Source organism: Muricoccus roseus (assembly GCF_900141905.1).
Lineage (GTDB): Bacteria > Pseudomonadota > Alphaproteobacteria > Acetobacterales > Acetobacteraceae > Roseomonas > Roseomonas rosea.
The window spans coordinates 1-16,446 of the sequence record NZ_FQZF01000054.1 but is presented as its reverse complement, the minus strand read 5'-3'; the positions used below and the strand labels follow the sequence as shown (position 1 = coordinate 16,446).

18 protein-coding genes, 1 tRNA gene and 1 pseudogene are annotated in these 16,446 nt (G+C 71.3%); 8 read left to right on the top strand and 12 right to left on the bottom strand.

Features of this window, described 5'->3' with window-relative positions; translation table 11 throughout:
* Window positions 1-207: pseudogene (locus BUB97_RS24510) on the bottom strand (IS21 family transposase); the annotation flags it as partial.
* Window positions 208-327: 120 nt separating this feature from the next.
* On the opposite strand from BUB97_RS24510, the gene BUB97_RS24505 reads away from it, so the two are divergent.
* From BUB97_RS24505 to BUB97_RS24480, 6 genes are all read left to right on the top strand, one after another.
* Window positions 328-519 (top strand): J domain-containing protein, encoded by a 192-nt coding sequence (locus tag BUB97_RS24505; RefSeq protein WP_073140327.1) that lies wholly within the window; start codon window positions 328-330, stop codon window positions 517-519.
* Window positions 516-1,175, top strand: a complete 660-nt coding sequence (locus BUB97_RS24500) for a hypothetical protein (RefSeq protein WP_073140324.1) — start codon at window positions 516-518, stop codon at window positions 1,173-1,175. Before BUB97_RS24505 ends, BUB97_RS24500 begins: the two co-directional genes overlap by 4 nt.
* Window positions 1,168-1,626 carry a helix-turn-helix domain-containing protein gene (locus BUB97_RS26470; protein WP_073140321.1) on the top strand — a complete coding sequence of 153 codons (459 nt, stop codon included), beginning with the start codon at window positions 1,168-1,170 and terminating at the stop codon, window positions 1,624-1,626. Before BUB97_RS24500 ends, BUB97_RS26470 begins: the two co-directional genes overlap by 8 nt.
* The gene (locus BUB97_RS24490) at window positions 1,623-1,964 is read left to right on the top strand and encodes an AlpA family phage regulatory protein (protein WP_073140318.1); all 342 of its coding nucleotides are present in this window, start codon (window positions 1,623-1,625) and stop codon (window positions 1,962-1,964) included. Before BUB97_RS26470 ends, BUB97_RS24490 begins: the two co-directional genes overlap by 4 nt.
* The gene (locus tag BUB97_RS24485; RefSeq protein WP_086062539.1) at window positions 1,897-2,559 is read left to right on the top strand and encodes an AlpA family phage regulatory protein; all 663 of its coding nucleotides are present in this window, start codon (window positions 1,897-1,899) and stop codon (window positions 2,557-2,559) included. The genes BUB97_RS24490 and BUB97_RS24485 overlap by 68 nt, the downstream gene beginning before the upstream one ends.
* Before the next feature lie 200 nt (window positions 2,560-2,759).
* The gene (locus BUB97_RS24480; RefSeq protein WP_073140313.1) at window positions 2,760-4,604 is read left to right on the top strand and encodes an SLC13 family permease; all 1,845 of its coding nucleotides are present in this window, start codon (window positions 2,760-2,762) and stop codon (window positions 4,602-4,604) included.
* Window positions 4,605-4,629: 25 nt separating this feature from the next.
* On the opposite strand, the gene BUB97_RS24475 is transcribed toward BUB97_RS24480, so the two are convergent.
* The 9 genes from BUB97_RS24475 to BUB97_RS24435 form a co-directional block, all read right to left on the bottom strand.
* Window positions 4,630-5,517: a lipid A biosynthesis lauroyl acyltransferase gene (locus tag BUB97_RS24475; protein WP_073140310.1), complete on the bottom strand. Its 888-nt coding sequence runs from the start codon at window positions 5,515-5,517 to the stop codon at window positions 4,630-4,632.
* Between the two features lie 2 nt (window positions 5,518-5,519).
* Window positions 5,520-6,542 (bottom strand): zinc-binding dehydrogenase, encoded by a 1,023-nt coding sequence (locus BUB97_RS24470; RefSeq protein ID WP_073140308.1) that lies wholly within the window; start codon window positions 6,540-6,542, stop codon window positions 5,520-5,522.
* The gene (locus tag BUB97_RS24465; protein WP_073140305.1) at window positions 6,542-7,801 is read right to left on the bottom strand and encodes a beta-ketoacyl-ACP synthase; all 1,260 of its coding nucleotides are present in this window, start codon (window positions 7,799-7,801) and stop codon (window positions 6,542-6,544) included. The genes BUB97_RS24470 and BUB97_RS24465 overlap by 1 nt, the downstream gene beginning before the upstream one ends.
* Window positions 7,801-9,003 (bottom strand): beta-ketoacyl-ACP synthase, encoded by a 1,203-nt coding sequence (locus BUB97_RS24460; protein ID WP_073140303.1) that lies wholly within the window; start codon window positions 9,001-9,003, stop codon window positions 7,801-7,803. The genes BUB97_RS24465 and BUB97_RS24460 overlap by 1 nt, the downstream gene beginning before the upstream one ends.
* Window positions 9,000-9,458: a 3-hydroxyacyl-ACP dehydratase FabZ family protein gene (locus tag BUB97_RS24455; protein ID WP_073140301.1), complete on the bottom strand. Its 459-nt coding sequence runs from the start codon at window positions 9,456-9,458 to the stop codon at window positions 9,000-9,002. The genes BUB97_RS24460 and BUB97_RS24455 overlap by 4 nt, the downstream gene beginning before the upstream one ends.
* Before the next feature lie 12 nt (window positions 9,459-9,470).
* A complete protein-coding gene (locus tag BUB97_RS24450) occupies window positions 9,471-9,764 on the bottom strand; it encodes an acyl carrier protein (RefSeq protein WP_073140298.1) in 294 nt (97 codons plus the stop codon).
* Between the two features lie 182 nt (window positions 9,765-9,946).
* A complete protein-coding gene (locus tag BUB97_RS24445; protein WP_073140295.1) occupies window positions 9,947-12,754 on the bottom strand; it encodes a hybrid sensor histidine kinase/response regulator in 2,808 nt (935 codons plus the stop codon).
* A 192-nt stretch (window positions 12,755-12,946) separates the two neighbouring features.
* Window positions 12,947-13,032 (bottom strand) — tRNA-Leu (locus BUB97_RS24440).
* Window positions 13,033-13,087: 55 nt separating this feature from the next.
* Complete coding sequence (locus BUB97_RS24435; RefSeq protein WP_073140292.1) at window positions 13,088-13,501, bottom strand: cupin domain-containing protein; 414 nt, start codon at window positions 13,499-13,501, stop codon at window positions 13,088-13,090.
* A gap of 113 nt (window positions 13,502-13,614) precedes the next feature.
* On the opposite strand from BUB97_RS24435, the gene BUB97_RS24430 reads away from it, so the two are divergent.
* A complete protein-coding gene (locus BUB97_RS24430; protein ID WP_073140289.1) occupies window positions 13,615-14,094 on the top strand; it encodes a disulfide bond formation protein B in 480 nt (159 codons plus the stop codon).
* 31 nt (window positions 14,095-14,125) lie between these two features.
* Here BUB97_RS24430 and BUB97_RS24425 read toward each other — a convergent pair whose 3' ends face one another.
* Entirely contained in the window at window positions 14,126-14,827 is a 702-nt protein-coding gene (locus BUB97_RS24425) for a hypothetical protein (RefSeq protein WP_073140286.1), read from the bottom strand.
* A 116-nt stretch (window positions 14,828-14,943) separates the two neighbouring features.
* On the opposite strand from BUB97_RS24425, the gene BUB97_RS24420 reads away from it, so the two are divergent.
* On the top strand, window positions 14,944-15,918 hold the full coding sequence (locus BUB97_RS24420) for a Bug family tripartite tricarboxylate transporter substrate binding protein (protein ID WP_073140283.1): 975 nt from the start codon (window positions 14,944-14,946) through the stop codon (window positions 15,916-15,918).
* Between the two features lie 201 nt (window positions 15,919-16,119).
* Here BUB97_RS24420 and BUB97_RS24415 read toward each other — a convergent pair.
* On the bottom strand, window positions 16,120-16,446 hold a 327-nt coding region (locus tag BUB97_RS24415; RefSeq protein ID WP_073140280.1), incomplete at its 5' end, for an IS5/IS1182 family transposase.

The window sequence follows — 16,446 nt, the reverse complement described above, 5'->3', positions numbered from 1 at the left end:
CGCCTCCACCCTCAGCCACTCCGACAGCTTGTCGGCGAACGGGTCCAGGCGGCTCGGGCGCTGGGGGACCTTGAACCGCACCTCCACGGCATCCGACCGCAGGTACTTGCGGATCGTGTTCCGCGACAGGCCCGTCCGCCGCTCGATCTCGCGGATCGGGATGCGGTCCCGGTGGTGCCACCGGCGGATCACGCTCAACAACTCCATGTCGATCACTCCGATAACCCCGGCCATCCGGCCGGGGAGGTGAACAGACACGGGTCATTTCTCAGCGAAAACTTCGGCTCCTACAGGGTCAGCTCTCAGTGCAAATCAACAACCGGCTACATGGCGCTGCCCGCGCCCATGGTGCCCGACGACTGGCGCGCCGTGCTGGAGAACCCCAGCAGCCTGGCTGAGGCGGAAGAGACCTGGAAGCGCCTCATCCGTACGGCTCACCCCGACAACGGCGGCAGCCATGCCCGCGCTGCCCAGATCAATGCCGCCATCGCCATGGCGCGGAAGGAGTTCGGCGCATGACCGACAACGCGAAGGGTGAGGCGGGCGTGGTGGTGACTACGCGCGATGTGTGGAACGCGGTTCACGGGATCAGCGGCATCAACCAGCCGGGCGCCGAGGCGATGCGCGGTGAGGTGTTCCGCGTCCTTCTCGCGTTGGAGGCCGCCGCCCCTGCGACCCCCACGGCGCCCGGCGGTGAGGGGGAGGCGATCAACCGTGCAGACCTCATCGCCGCCTACGAGGCCGAAATTCAGCGTGTCAGCACGCTCGAATACAACAGCAATGCCATCTGCCGGTACTTCTTCATGAAGGTGCTGGAACGCCTGACCGCCCTCCGCGCCCAGCAGACGCCGCCCGCCCGCGTGCAAGGCGCGGAGGGCGCGAGCGTGGTGGTGCCGAAGGACCTGCGGTGGGATTACATGCCTTCGTATGGCGAGATTGCCCCGCAGCAGCTTATCGAGGCCGTGGCGTCGGCGCAGTTTGATGACCGCACCGCGCCACTGAAGGGCATCTCGCGGGACCGCCACATTGGCCACCAGATGGTCCCAGCCATCAACTTCAATTCGCTGAACCGCATTGTCAGCGCGTTCGTCTGTGCCGCCCTCACCACCCCGCCCGCGCCCGCCTCTGCGGATGGTGTGGCGCAGGGCGATGAGGAGGGCGGGCACCATGGCTGAAGACCTGCAGGAAGCCGACCTCGGCCCCCGCCTGCGCGCCGCCATCGCGGCCGCGGGATCGCAGGAGGCCTTCGCGCGCCGGGTCGGCGTGGCGGCCAGCTTCATCTCGGAGGTGGCGGGCGGGCGGCGGAACTTCACCGACCGGATCCTCGCCGCGATGGGGCTGCGGAAGGTGACGGTCTACCGGCCGCTCGGCGCCGCCGGCGCGGCCGCGCTTCCTTCCGGACTGACCCGGACGGACCACAAGACCCTGCTCTGGCTCCGGCCGGACGGAACGCCGCGCCAGCGCAGCGAGCGCACCGGGGAGTGGCGCCCGGGCCTGGCGGATCTCCGCCGCATGCGCGCCCTGCGCCTGGCGATGGAGATGCTGGACGGCTGGGCCGCCACCGAGGCGGGATTGGCAGCGCGTGCCGAGCTGGCCGCGCGATGGGAGGAGGGTGACGCCGGATGAGCGCGATGGGTGATCCGAGCCGATTCGTGCCAGCGGCACCGATGGTGACGATGGACCGGCTGCTACGGCTGGATCAGGTGATAGAGACGACCGGCCTCTCCGCATCCACGATTTACAAATGGCAGGCGGAGGACCGCTTTCCGCGTGCGGTGCTGCTGGGGCCGCGCGCGACGCGCTGGGTCGCGTCGGAAGTCGCCGCATGGGTGGATCAGCAGAAGGAACTTGGAGCGCGTGCCTCATTCACTCGGCCAGCGGGAGCAGATAGGGCGAATGTCAAGGAAGATCCACGGCCGGGTGCGCCAGCGCAGCGGCGACGTGGCCGTCCCCGAGCGCAGTAACAGGTTCATCCGCATCGAGGAGGTCGAGGCGATGACTGGCTGGGACCGCACCTCAATCCGCCGAGCGATGATGAAAGGAGCGTTCCCGTCCGCCCGGATGCTCTCGAGCCGGACGATGCGGTGGGTTCATTGTGAGGTGGCCGACTGGGTGGCGGCGAATGGGCGGCAGATCGCGCCCATGCCCCCTCCCGATCCGAAACTACCGAAGCCAGCGATGTTCGGCCCACCAAGGCCCAACCCCTTTGCCCTCCTGAACGAGGAGCAGATCCTTGCGCAGGCGGTGCCTTACGGCGCGCCCGGAATCTACTTTCTCATCAAGGAGGAGCGGATCGTCTACATTGGCCAGTCAGTAAATGTCCACGCTAGGGTAGCGCACCACCGGTACTCTAAAGCGTTCGACCGTTGGCATTGGATACCAGTTCCGAAGCGCCGACTGAACGTTATGGAGCAGCGCTACATCCAGTTCTTCCGACCCCCGCTGAACATGGTCTACTATGGCGCCTCGCCCGTAGAGCGGAGCGGCGCTTCAGGGCCGGAATTTTCTCAGCACCGGGCACAGAACCGGGTACTAAGCGGCTCTGGCGAGAGGATTTAGTTCGCGCCTTCAGCGGTTTAGGCGGTTTAGAAATTCGGAGGCATCATCCGCATGCTGCGGGAACAGGGCGGCGGTTCGTAGCCCGGCGCGTTCCTTCCGCCGCAACCCGCATCATCCCTGCCGGGTTCTCCAGCCGACGCGGTCGATCGGGGCCGGCGGAAGGGGAACGCCCGGGCTCCGGGTGGCGCAACGACGAGTTCATGACACTGGACCAGGGGCTGGCCTTCGGCCTGATGGGGGCGACCATCGCCCTTTTTCTGTGGGGGCGCTTCGCCTATGACGCGGTGGCGCTGGGGGCGCTGCTGGCCGGGGTGTTCCTGGGCATCGTGCCCGTGGAACATGCCTTCGAGGGCTTCGCCGACGATGTGGTGGTGATCGTCGCCGCCGCCCTGGTGATCAGCCATGCCGTGGCCCGCTCCGGCGCGGTGGAGACGATCATGCGGCCGGTCACGCCCCGGCTGCGCTCGGTGGCGATTCAGGTGCCGGTGCTGGCCGGCGCCACCATGCTGCTGGCCATGGTCACCAAGAACGTGGGTGCGCTGGCCATCCTCATGCCCGTCGCGATGCAGCTGGCCCGCCGCACCGGCACCTCCCCCGCCGCGCTGCTCATGCCGATGTCCTTCGCCGCCATGGTGGGCGGCGTCGTGACGCTGGTGGGCACCGCGCCGAATATCATCATGTCCCGTGTGCGGCAGGAACTGACGGGCGAGCCTTTCCGCATGTTCGACTACACCCCCGTGGGCCTGGGCATCTGCGCCGTCGCGCTGCTCTTCCTCGCGGTGGGGTGGCGGCTGCTGCCAGGCGGGCGGCGCGGCGCCGCCTCCATGGATGCAGCCTTCACGATCGGCCAATACACACTCGAGGCCCGGGTGCCCGAGGAGGGCGAGGCGATCGGCATGACCGTGGCGGAGCTCGAAGCGCGGTCCGAGGGAGAGGTGAGGGTCTCCGCCATCCTCCCGGCCAAGGCGACGGAGCTCGCCGGCGCGCAGGAACGGGCCCAGGCACCCTATCCCGTCGCCCGCGCGTCCGAGGTGCCCGCGCCGGACCGCACCCTCGCTTCCGGCGAGGGGCTGATGTTGCGTGGGGAGCCGGCGGAGCTGGAACGGCTGGTGGCCGCCGCCGGGCTGGTGCTCGCTGGCGAGGAGGCGGTGCCGGACAATCCCGAGACGGATGAGGACGACATGCGCGTGGTGGAGGGCGTGGTGACCGGCGAGAGCCCGCTGGTCGGCCGCACCCCCGCCGCTCTGACCCTCCGCAGCCGGCATGGCGTCTCCCTCCTGGCGGTCAGCCGCCGGGGGGAGCAGCGCATCCGCGACAAGCTGTCCCAGATCCGCCTGCGGGCGGGCGACGTGGTGCTGCTGCGCGGGCTGGCTGCGACCATGCCGGACAACCTGGGCGAGCTGCGCGTGCTGCCGCTGGCCGAACGCGGCATGGCGCTGGGGCAGGGGCGGCGCTCCTGGATTCCCCTTGCGGTGCTGGCCGGGGCCATGGCGCTGGTGGCCGCGGGGCTGCTGCCGGTCGGCGTGGCCTTCTTCGGCGCGGTGGTGGCCCTGTTCGTCTTCCGAGTCATGACCACGCGGGAAGCCTATGAGGCGGTCGACTGGCCCGTTGTGGTGCTCCTAGCCGCGCTCATCCCGGTCAGCGGCGCCATCCAGCGCACGGGCGGCACCGACCTGCTGGCAGGCTGGCTGACCGGCGCGGTGGAAGGGCTGCCCGCCCTGGCGGCGCTGGCGGTCACCATGGTGCTGGCCATGGCCGTCACCCCCTTCCTGAACAACGCCGCGACGGTGCTGGTGATGGGACCGATCGCGGCGACCCTGGCCGGCAAGCTCGGGCTGAACCCCGATCCCTTCCTGATGGCGGTGGCCCTCGGCGCGGCGAGCGACTTCCTCACGCCCATCGGGCACCAGTGCAATACCCTGGTGATGGGGCCGGGCGGCTACCGTTTCGGGGATTATGCGCGGCTGGGGCTGCCGCTTTCGGTCCTTGTGGTGATCGTCGGCGTGCCGCTGATCGCCTTCTTCTGGCCCTTGGCGCCGGGATAGGCCCCGCGGCCGGGCAGGGGCGTCCCTAACGCCAGCGGCGATGCATCCAGAGCCACTGGCCCGGATGCTCCCGAACCCAGCCGGCGATCACGTCGTTCACCGCCTGGGTCGCTGCCGGCACGTCGATCAGCCCCTCGGCGTCCCGCGGCATGGGGATCGGGGCGGTCAGCTCCAGCCGGAAGCGGCCGCCGGGCAGGCGGATGGCGCGCGCGCCGCGCACCGGGCAGTCGAAGCGGCGGGCCAGGTTGGCGAGTAGCGGGTTCGCCTGGGCCGGGCGGCCGAGGAAGTCGATCCGCGGCCCGCGACCGAAGCGCTGGTCCACCACCATGCCCACCACCGCCCCGCGCTGCAGCGCCTTGGCGAGCTTGGTGGGCGCCATCAGCCCGGCCGGGATCAGCTCGCCCATCAACCCCTTGCGCAGCTTCAGGATGTGGTCCGCGATCGGGCGGCTGTTGGGCGTGCGGTAGAGCACCGCCGCGTCCAGCCCGTGCTTCGCGGCGGCGATGGCCGGCAGCTCCCAGTTGGCGAGATGCGCGGCGAAGACCAGCACCGGCCCGCCGGCCTCCCGCAGCTCCCCGAAGCGGGCGAAGGTGGCGTCATCCACCTCGATGCGGCCATGCGGGTCCCGGTCCTCCGTGAGGTCCCAGATCCGCTCCATATGGCCGTATTCGAAGGCGACGCGGCCGAGATTATCCCAGGCCTCGTCCGCGATGCGGCGGTGCCAGGCGGCGTCCTTCTCGGGGAAGGCGGCCGCGATGTTCTCCATCGCGATCCGGTGGGAGGAGGTGAGGGGCCCCAGGCGGCGCGCCAGCGCGGCACCGAAGCGCGGGCCGAGAGCCGGGCCGAGGGCACGCGGAATGGCGAAGCCAAGGCTGGTGAGGGCCGCCAGCGCGGCGTCTGCGGCCCCCGGCATGGCTAGAGCGTGACCACGATCTTGCCGAACACCCGGCGGCTCTCCAGCCGGTCCAGCCCCTCGGCGAAGTTCTCCAGGGGGATCACGCGGTCCAGCACCGGTGTCATCCCCGCCGCCATCTTGGCGAGCCCATCCGCCACGTTGCGCATCGAGGCGCCGAAGCTGCCGAAGATGCGGAGCTGGCGCTGGAAGATCATCATCAGGTTCGTCTCGGCCGAGACGCCGGAGGTGGAGCCGCAGGTGACGAGCCGCCCGCCCATCCGCAGCGCGAGGAGCGAGCCGGACCAGGTGCTGGCCCCGACATGCTCGAACACCACGTCCACGCCCACCTTGTTCGTCAGGCGCCGGGCGATGGAGGCGAAGTTCTTCTCGTTGTAGTTGATGACGTGGTCGGCCCCGAGCGCCTTCGCCTTCTCGCACTTCTCGTCGTCGCCGGCGGTGGCGATGACGGTGCAGCCGAGCGCCTTGGCCTCCTTGATCGCCACCGTGCCGATGCCGGAGCCGGCGGCATGGACGAGGATGGTCTCGCCCGGCTGCAGCCGCGCATTGTCGAACAGCATGTGCTCGACGGTGGAGAAGGTGATGGCGGCGCAGGCGGCGTCGTTGCTGCTCACCCCGTCCGGCACGCGGACGAGCAGGCGGGCCTGCTGGTTCACATACTCGGCCGCGAAGCCATCGAGGTGGAAGCCCTTCACACCCGCCACGTTCTCACAGAGGTTGTCGCGCCCCTCCACGCAGGCGCGGCAGTGGCCGCAGGTCTGTGCACCATAGGGGGCGACGCGGTCACCGACCTTCCAGCCCTGCACGCCCTCGCCGAGGGCGACGATCTCGCCGACCGCCTCGGCGCCCACGCAGATCGGCAGCTTGCGCTGCGTGAAGGCCATGCCGCGCCAGCCCCAGACATCGATGTGGTTCAGCGCGACGGCATGCATCCGCATCCGCACCTCGCCCGGCGCGGGCGGCGGCGGCTCGAGGATGTCCTCCAGGCGAAGGTCACGGTCGCCATGAAGGCGAAGGGCACGCATCAGGCGGGCTCTCCTGAGAGCACGAGGCAGACATTCTGGCCGCCGAAGCCGAAGGAGTTGGACAGGACGTGCCGCACGGAGGCGTCCCGCGCGACATTCGGCACGACGTCGAGCGTGATGCTCGGATCGGGCTCGTCGTAATTGATGGTGGGCGGCAGGCGCTGGTCCCGGATGGCCAGCAGGGAGAACACCGCCTCCAGCGCGCCGGCGGCCGAGAGCGTGTGGCCGATCATGCTCTTGTTGGAGGAGATCGGCGGCGCGTTCTCGCCGAAGATGGCGCGCATGCCGAAGTTCTCCATCTTGTCGTTCTCCGGCGTGCCGGTGCCATGCGCGTTGACATAGGAGACCTCCCCGGGCTCCAGCCCCGCATCGGCCAGCGCGTTCTTCATGGCGCCGAGGATGGCGCGGCCATCGGGGTTGGAGCGCGTGCGGTGGAAGTTGTCCGCGCGCTCCCCGCAGCCGGAGACGAGGCCGATGATGGTGGCGCCGCGCGCCCTGGCCGCGTCGTAATCCTCCAGCACCAGCGCCGCCGCGCCCTCGGCCATGACGAAGCCGTCCCGCGCCTTCTCGAAGGGGCGGGAGGCCTTCTCGGGCGTGTCGTTGCGCGTCGAGAGGGCGGAGAGAAGGGAGAAGCGGATCAGCGCCTCGGCATGGACCGAGCCATCGGCGCCGAGGGCGATGCAGGCCTCGCACTCGCCACGCTGGATCGCCTCGACCCCGAGCTGGATGGCCGAGGCGCCGGTCGCGCAGGCCGTGGTGAGGGAGATGGGGGCGCCCCGCGTGCCGAAGCGGGCGGAAAGCCGCTCACCCACGCCACCGAAGAGGAAGGTCTCGTAGATGTCCTTCCGGTTCCGGGCGGCACCGGTCATGGCGGCATAGGTCGGCGCGCCGGCCTGGCGGGTGAGGTCGAAGCGGGGCGGCCACTCGACCTCCACCGGCGGCATGCCGAGGAAGAGCGGGCCGGGGAAGCTTCCCTTGCTGCCGATCGCGGCCTCGGCGAGCGCCTCCTCGATCGCCACCGCCGCCATGCGCTCCACCCGCACCGGGCTCGTCAGGGGCTCGCCCGCGCGGTCCTCGGGCAGGTCCACGCAGCCGGCGATGGTGGTCTTCAGGTGGTCGGTCGGGAAGCGGGTGATGCGGCGGATGCCGGACTGGCCCGCGAGGAGGCGGGACCAACTCTCGGCCACGCCGAAGCCGAGGGAGGTGACGGCGCCGATGCCGGTGACGGCGACCAGCGGGCGGCCGAGATGGTCGCGCATCAGGCGTTCTCCGCCTTGCGAGAAGAGGAAGGTCGGGAGAGGACCGCCAGGGCCTCGCCCCGCCACTGGCCGAAGCCGGTGACGAGGATCCGGTCGGGCGAAGGGGCCTCGCCCGCGTCCGCCGGGTCCATCGGCGCGTAGAAGCCGCCGCGCGAGAGCGCGAGGGCGGCCAGCGCCACATGGGCGGTGAAGGCCCCTTCGACGCCATGGCCGATCAGGTTGGCTGGGCGGCGGAAGGGGGCCTTCACCTCCCGCAGGAAGGCCTCCTCCTCCGCCCAGGCGGCGGCGGTTCCGGTCGCGCCGGAAATCACGGCATCGACGCCCTCGGGCGCGACGCGGGAGAGCAGGGCGCGGGCCGCCGCGGCGGAATCGCCTGGGGCCGCGCGGTGGGAGGCATCGGTCGCCACCGCGTCGAGCCGGGCGAGCACGCGCGCGCCACGGGCCTGCGCATGCTCCTCGGTCTCGAGCACGAGGAAGCCGGACATGCCGCCGAAGATCATGCCGCCGCCGGAAGCCAGGCGGTCGGAGAGCGGCTTGTGCGGCCCGTCCCACACGCCCCCGCCCGCACGGTAGAGCAGCAGCACGTCCCAGCGCTGGGCGGTCAGCGCGCCGCCGACCAGGGCGATCTCGCCCCGGCCCTCGGCCAGGCGCGCATGGGCGATGCGCACGGCATCGGCCGCGGCCGCCTCCTCCCCCATGAAGGTGCGGGAGGAGCCGGTGACGCCATGGACGATGGAGATGTTGCCCGCCAGCAGGTTGGAAAGCTGGGCGAGGAAGAGGGTCGGGCGCAGCCCGGTGGAGAGCAGCTCGTTCAGCCGCGCCCCGGCCTGGGCCGGGTCGTTCGCATGGGCCAGCTCGGCATTCACCTGCTCGTCCAGCGCAAAATCGCGCTCGCCGCCGCCGGCGGCGACGATCAGGTGCATGTCGGCCACGAGGTCGCGCGCGCCGGCATCGTCGATGGCCAGCCCGGCGGCATAGGTGCCCAGGCGCTGCCAGGGCTCCATCTGCCGCTGGTCGCCCTTCTTCGGGATCTGTTTATCCAGGCTGAGCGCCGGAAGGGGGTGCACCGACCACGGGGCGAAGCTCGTCTCGTCCACCACCGGAGAGGCACCGGCGGAGAGCGCATCCCAATGCGCGTCCGGCCCCTCGCCCAGGGCGGAGACGAGGCCGATGCCGGTGATGACGACCTGCTTGCGGTTCATGCGGCGAAGCCCGGCAGGCCGATGCGCTGGGCGTTGGCGCGCATGGCGGCCTCCAGGTCGGGATGGGGGAAGGGCATGGAGCGGAGCAGAATCTCGGCGTCGGCGATGCGCTTGCCCTCGCTGGTCACCCGCGCTTCGGTCACGGTGAAGCCCGAGCCGTCATGGGTCACCTTCGCGGTCACCTCCAGCGGCGCATCCGGGCCAACGAAGCTGCGGAACTTCGCCTCCTTCACGGACATGAGGAAGGGCATCTGCGCGAAGCCGTTGCGGCCGAGGATGAGCCAACCGCTGGCCTGGGCCATGGTCTCCACCAGCAGCACGCCCGGCACCAGCGGGTGGCCGGGGAAATGCCCCTCGAAGACCGGCGATGCCTCGGGCACGCGGCTCTCCACCCGGATGGCGTCGCCCTCGAGGGAGACCACCCGGTCGATCATCTGGAAGTATTCCAGGCGCATCGGCGCGCCGCCTCAGCCCTGCTTGGCGGCGACCAGCTCGTCGATGCGGGCCGCGAGGTTCTTCATGACGAAGTAGTGCTCCGCGGGCTTGTCGCCGGCATTCACCTCCTGCGTCCACTTCTCCACCGGCACTTTGATGCCGAAGGCCTTGTCGATCGCGAAGACGATGTCGAGGAAGTCCAGGCTGTCGATGCCCAGGTCTTCCGTGACATGGCTGTCCGGCTGGATGCTGTCGCGGGCGACCTCGCTGTTCTCGGCGATGATGTCGGCCACCTTGTCGAAGGTGGGGGTGGTCTCGGCAGCCATGGGGCGGCTCCTGCTCAGGCGCGCCGGGCGCGGCCACGGGGCCGGCGGTGGCGGGGTCTTAGATGATCGGCGCGGGTGATGGACCGGAATGGGGGGCGAAGTCCAGGGGCCGCAGCGCCCGGGCAGGGCAGGACCTCCCGCGCGCGTGATCGGGCAGAGGCCTTCCCGGCGCCGGGCGGAGGCTAGGGTGCGCCCTGTTCGATCATGGCGCGGATGCGCTGGGCGAGGCTGTCGATCGCGAAGGGCTTGGTGACCAGCTCCATCCCGGGGTCGAGGAAGCCGCCATTGATGGCCGCGTTCTCGGCATAGCCGGTCATGAAGAGCACCTTGAGGCCGGGGCGGTGCAGCCGGGCGGCGTCGGCCAGCTGGCGGCCGTTGAGGCCGGGGAGGCCGACATCGGTGACCAGGAGGTCGATCCTCTGGCGGGATTCCAGAACGCGCAGCCCCGAGGGGCCGTCCGCCGCCTCCAGCGCGCGATATCCCAGATCGGAGAGCACCTCGACCACCAGGTCCCGCACGGCGGCCTCGTCCTCCACCACCAGCACCACCTCGCCGCGGCTGGTGGGGTGCGGGGCATCGACCGCCGGCTGGCTGGGCTCGGGCTCCGCCCCCTCCCCATAGAAGCGAGGGAGATAGAGCTTCACGGTCGTGCCCCGTCCGGGCTCGGAATAGATCTTGGCATAGCCGTCGGACTGCCGGGCGAAGCCATAGACCATGGAGAGGCCGAGGCCGGTGCCCTGCCCGATGGGCTTGGTCGTGAAGAAGGGCTCGAAGGCGCGCTCCGCCACCTCCCGGCTCATCCCCGCCCCGGTATCCGAGACGCAGAGACAGACATACTGGCCGGGCCGGACCTCGCGCGCGCGGGCGGCATAGGCGGTGTCCAGATGGGCGTTGCAGGTCTCGATGGTCAGCCGGCCCCCATCGGGCATGGCATCCCGCGCATTGATGGAGAGGTTGAGGAGGGCGCTCTCGAGCTGGTGGGGGTCGCAAAGCGTCGGCCAGAGGCCGCCGGCGGCGACGATCTCGAGCCGGGTGCTCTCCCCGATCGTCCGCCGCAGCAGCTCCTCCATCGAGGCCACGAGGCGGTTCGCGTCCACCGGCCTTGGGTCCAGCGGCTGGCGGCGGGAGAAGGCGAGGAGGCGGTGGGTGAGGGCGGCGGCGCGGTTGGCCGAGGCGATGGCCGCGGAGACGAAGCGCTCCACCTCATTCGCCCGGCCGGCGGAGATGCGGCGCTGCATGAGGTCGAGGCTGCCGATGACCCCGGTGAGCAGGTTGTTGAAGTCATGGGCGATGCCGCCGGTGAGCTGGCCGACCGCCTCCATCTTCTGCGCCTGGCGCAGCGCGGCCTCGGTGGCCTCCAGCGCCTCGGCCGCCTCCTTCTCGGCCTGGATGTCGCGGCCGACGGCATGGATGAAGCGCTCGTCGGGCACGGCGGTCCAGGAGAGCCAGCGGTAACTGCCATCCTTCCGGCGGTAGCGGTTCTCGAAGCGGAGCGTGGTGATGCCCTGCTCGAGCCGCGCGACCTCAGCCAGGGTCGGAGCGACGTCGTCCGGATGGACCAGGCGCATGAAGTCGCCCCCGATCAGCTCCTCCCGGTCCCAGCCGAGCTGGGTGGTCCAGGCCGGGTTCACCGCCTCGATCCGGGCCTGGAAGTCGGCGACGAGCATGATGTCGGAGGAGAGGCGCCACATCCGGTCGCGGTCGCGGGTGCGCTCCTCGATCAGCACCTCCAGCTCCTCGCGCGAGCGGGCGAGGGTCTCGCGCGCCAGGACGATCTCCTGGATCTCCGTGCAGGCGCCGACCCAGCGGCGGAGCGCGCCGTCCTCGTCCCGCAGCGGCATGGCCCGGGCGAGCCACCACCACCAGGCGCCGTCGGCCCGCCGGAGCCGGAGCTCCGCTTCGAAGGGCGCGCCGTTGGCGATTGCCTCGCCCCACCGGGCGAGGGCGGTGGGGCGGTCCTCGGGATGGACGTGATCGGCCCAGCCGGTGCCGGCTGCCTGGCCCCGGGGCGAGCCGGAAAAGGCATGCCAGCGGGGGCTGGCATAGGTGATCGCCCCATCCGGCGCGGCGGTCCAGAGAAAGCCGGGGAAGGCCTCGGCCAGTTCGCGCAGATGCGCCTCGCTCTCGGCCAGCGCGCGCGCGGCCTCCCGCTCCTCCGTCCGGTCGCGCAGGACCTTCACATAGCCGATGGGCGTTCCGGCGTCGTCGCGCAGCGGCGTCATGGCGCCAGTGGCCCAGAAGACCTCCCCGTCGCGGCGGCAGTGCCAGCGGTCATCCGGCGCACGGCCCTCGGCCATGGCCTGGCGCATCGTTTCCGCGGGGCGGCCGGCTGCGCGGTCCTCGGCGGTGAGGATGCGCTCAGCCCCCTCGCCGAGCATCTCCTCCTCCCGCCACCCGAAAAGGCGGCGTGCCCCCTCGCTCCAGGCCGTCACCCGGCCCCGCAGATCCAGGGCCATGATGGCGTGGTCGATGACGCTGTCGAAGATCTGCCGGGCCCGGGCCTCGCTGTCCCGCAGGGCGCGCGTGGCAAGGACCTGCTGGGTGGTTTCCATGCAGGGGCAGAAGAAGCCCTGCACGGCGCCGTCCTTTCCCCGGATGGGCGTGTAGGAGAAGGCGAAATGCGTCTCCTCCGGATAGCCCCGGCGCTGCATGAGGAGGGGGATGTCGTCCATGTGCACGGGCGTGCCGGCATAGGCCTGGCGGACGATCGGGATCAGGTCGGCCGAGATCTCCGCCCAGACCTCGAGGAAGGGGCGGCCGAGGGCGGAGGGATGCTTGCCCGCAAGGATCTCGGCATAGGCGTCGTTGTAGATCAGCGTTTCGGCCGGGCCCCAGACGATGAACATGGGCTGCTTGGCGCCGAGCATCACCCCGGCCAGCGTCTTGAGCGCCGTGGGCCAGGCTCCGGCCGGCCCGAGCGGGGTCGCGGCCCAGTCATGCGCATCGATCAGCGCGGCCATATGGCCGCCCTCCGGCAGGAAAGGATGCATGCTCAGGCCGCCAGGGCGCGCACGGGGCGGCCGGGGCGGGCTTGCGGCCGGCGAGCGGGTGGTGAGGTCATCGAGGAGCTTCGGGCCGGCCGCTTTCTGGAGGTGCGGTGTTGAAGGCGTGGGAGCCTACGCAGTTTCACCGGCCCAGCTAGGCCCGGCTTGAACACCCTGTGGCAGGGCGGAGGCGCTGATTGGTGCGGGTGGCCGGTTTCGAACCGGCACTCTGTTGCCAGAAGCGGATTTTGAGTCCGCCGCGTCTACCGTTCCGCCACACCCGCCCAGGCCTTGGCCGGGCCCTGGATGCCATGGCCGGGCGGGGTCGTCCAGAAGGGGTCAGCCGGCCGCGGCCTCGGCGCGTGAGGGGGGCGGGTCGGCCGGGGCGGTGTGGAAGGCTGCGGGAGAGGTGACCTCCAGCATCTCCAGGTCCTCGGAATGCTCCACCTCCCGGTGGCGGATGCCGGAGGGCTGGAGGACGCTGTCGCCGGGCTCCAGCAGCACCTCGCCGATATCCTCGTACTCGAACCGCACCCAGCCGCGCAGGACGAGGACGAGCTGGAAGGCCAGGTCATGCGTGTGCCATTGCGGCTTCGCGCCCTCACCCGGGACGGCGCGGATGACATGCGCCGCATGGCTGCCGCCGGTTGCCTCGCGCACCCCGAGGTCGCGATAGGCGAAGAAGCCGCGCAGCCCCGAATCGTAGGCTGCGTCGGACGCCTTGCTGACGGTGGTTCCGGTCGGGGCTCGCATGGGGTCTCCTCCTGGTTCCCGGCGGTCCGGGACCTGTCATTGGCCCGCCGGATCGCCGTCATACACTGCCGGCTCTTGCCGCCCGGGCGGGCGGGGATCAGCCTGCCGCGCGCATGACGACCCGGCAACACGCAAGCCTCATCACCCTTCTCGCCGCGGCCGCGCCGCTGGCGGCGCTCGCCTCGGAGCGCTTCCTGGGCATGGCGCCCTGCGCGCTCTGCCTCTGGCAACGATGGCCCTACTGGGTGGCGGCCGTCCTGGCGGCGCTGGCGGCCGGGCTGCGCTCACGGGCGCTCCTGGCCCTGGCGGGCCTCGCCGTGCTCGTTTCCGCCGGGATCGCGGGCCTGCATCTGGGAGTGGAGCAGGGCTGGTGGCCGAGCCCCTTGCCCTCCTGCGCCGCGCCGAGCGCCGGGGTGGCGATGAGCGTCGATGAGCTGATGCGCAGCCTCGCGCCGAAGCCCGACAAGCCCTGCGACGCGGCGGCCTACCTGATCCCCGGCCTGCCGGTCTCCATGGCGGCGATGAACCTCGTCTATGGGCTGGTCCTGGGCGGGCTGGCGCTGATCTGGGCGCGCGAGGGCGGCAAGGGTTGAATGGAGGAGCCGCCAGGGCTCCTTTTCCGCCTCAGGTCCGCCAGGTCGGCCCCACCGTGGGCAGGCGCGGCCGCCGCGGTGCGGCGGGCGCAGGCGGTGCGGGCGGGGCGGCCGCCGGCGGCGGGGGAATGGGATCGTCCGCATCCGCCGGAATCGCTTCGGGCGCACCGCCGGCCAGGGCGCCGATCAGGCGCATGGTAACCGCCAGCAAGGGGTCGCGCAGTCCGCGCCGGAGATCGGCGGATTCGGGCGCCAGCATCATCACGACGAAGACCCGGCGCTCCAGCATGGCGGCGCAGCCGAGCTGCCGGCGCGGCGCATCGCCCCGCAGATAGACGTCGAGGCAACGCGCGGCGGGGCCGGCTTCGGCGGCCCGGGCACCGAAATGGCGGAGCGTCACGTTCTCGCGCCGGGAGGCGGCTTCGACCGCGACTCCGCGGGCGAAAGTCTCCATCGCGGCCCCCACCTCGGGGTCTTCCTCCCCATCCCGGACCTCCGTTCGGCGGGCCGGGGGGAGGGCATGGACGGAGGCGGCGGAGCGGTTCGGATGGGCGTAGCGGGCGATGACCGTGCCGGGCGCGCCCCGCTCGGGCCAGGACTTGCGGAAGCCGCCGATCTCCTCGGGAAGGCGGGCATAGGCCTCCTCGACCGTCAGCTCCGGCGCCGAGCGGCCCCCGCAGGCAGCGAGCAGCGGCAGGAGCGCGGCGAGGGCAAGGGCTGCGCGACGGGACATGCCCTATCCTAGCCCCGCCTCTCGCCCCGGACGAGTGGCAGCGGCGGCCGCCCTGTCCCACCCGGCGCCGGGGAGGTATTCGGAGGCCGGAAAACAACACCCAGGAGGGAGAGAGGATGCGCAGGCGCAATCTGGCGATGGCGGTGGCGGGCCTCGCGGCGGGGCTGCCGGACCGCGGCCGCGCCCAGGAGGCGGGCTGGAAGCCCGACCGCCCGCTGCGGGTGATCGTCACCTTCCCCCCCGGCGGCGTCATGGACATCTGCGGCCGCCTGGGCGCCGAGCTCCTGGGCCGCGCCCTGGACCAGCCGGTGGTGGTGGAGAACCGGGCCGGCGCCGGCGGCAACGTGGGCGCGCTCGCTGCTGCCCAGGCGGCGCCGGACGGGTACACCATCCTCCTCGGCAGCCCCGCCATCCTCGGCGTGAACCCGGTGCTCTACCCGCGCTCCGGCGTGGATGCGGCCCGCGACTTCGTGCCGCTGGGGACCATCGGCGAGGTGGCCAACATCCTCTCCGTCGTCCCGCGCCGGGTGCAGGCCACCAGCGTGACGGAGCTGATCGCGGAGGCGAAGCGCCGCCCGCTGCTCTTCGGCTCCGTGGGCAACGGCAGCTCCTCCCACCTCGCCGGCGCCACCTTCCTCAAGATGGCGGGAATCGAGGCGACGCATGTGCCCTATCGCGGCTCCGCGCCGCTGGTGACGGCGATGCTGGCCGGCGAGGTGGATTTCGGCTTCGACACCACGGCCACCTCCACCCCGCATATCCGCTCCGGCGCCTTCCGCGCCCTGGCCGCCTCCACTACCCGCCGCGCCTCCGCCCTGCCCGAGGTCCCGACCTTCGCCGAGGCGGGGCTGCCCGGCTACGACGTCGGGCTCTGGACCGGCCTCTTCGTCCACAAGGCGACGCCGGCACCGGTCGTCGCCGCGCTGCGCCAGGCCATGGCGAAGGGCCGGACGCCGGAATACGAGGAGAAGCTGCGGCGCGCCTATGTCGATCCGCTGGTGGTGCCCGAGGCGGATCTGGCGCGCTGGACGGCGGAGAGCGCCGCCCGCTGGAACGCCGTGTCGCGGGAGCTGAAACTCGAGGCGGACTGATCCCGAGGCGGGAAGGCGTGAGGGCTCCGCCCTCAACCCGCCAAGGGCCTGAGGCCCTTGGAACCCCATCGGACTGCCGTGGATGCCCCGGATCGAAGGGGTCTCGAGTTGAGGGCGCTTTTCCTGCCGTTGCAGTCGCCTCGGGTCGTTGACCCGAGGCGCACCGCCAGCCCCGTGATTCCAAACTTCTAGGCTCAGGACTCATTGTCCGAGCCAGAAGATGACGATGGCGGCGAGTGTGATGGCGCCGAAGAAGGTGGTGGGGCATCGGTCGTAGCGGATTGCGATGCGTCGCCAGTCCTTGGGTCGGCCGAAGGCGATCTCGATGCGGTGGCGCAGGCGGTAGAGCGCCTTGTCGTAGGGGATGGGCTGCTTGCGGTTCTTCTTGGGCGGGATGCAGGCGGCGATGCCGCGCTCGGCGAGAGCGGTGCGGAACGGGTTGCTGTCGTAGCCGCGGTCGGCGATCAGCTCGCGGGCCTTGGGCAGGACAGGGGCGAGGATGTTGGCGCCCTTTTGGTCATTCATCTG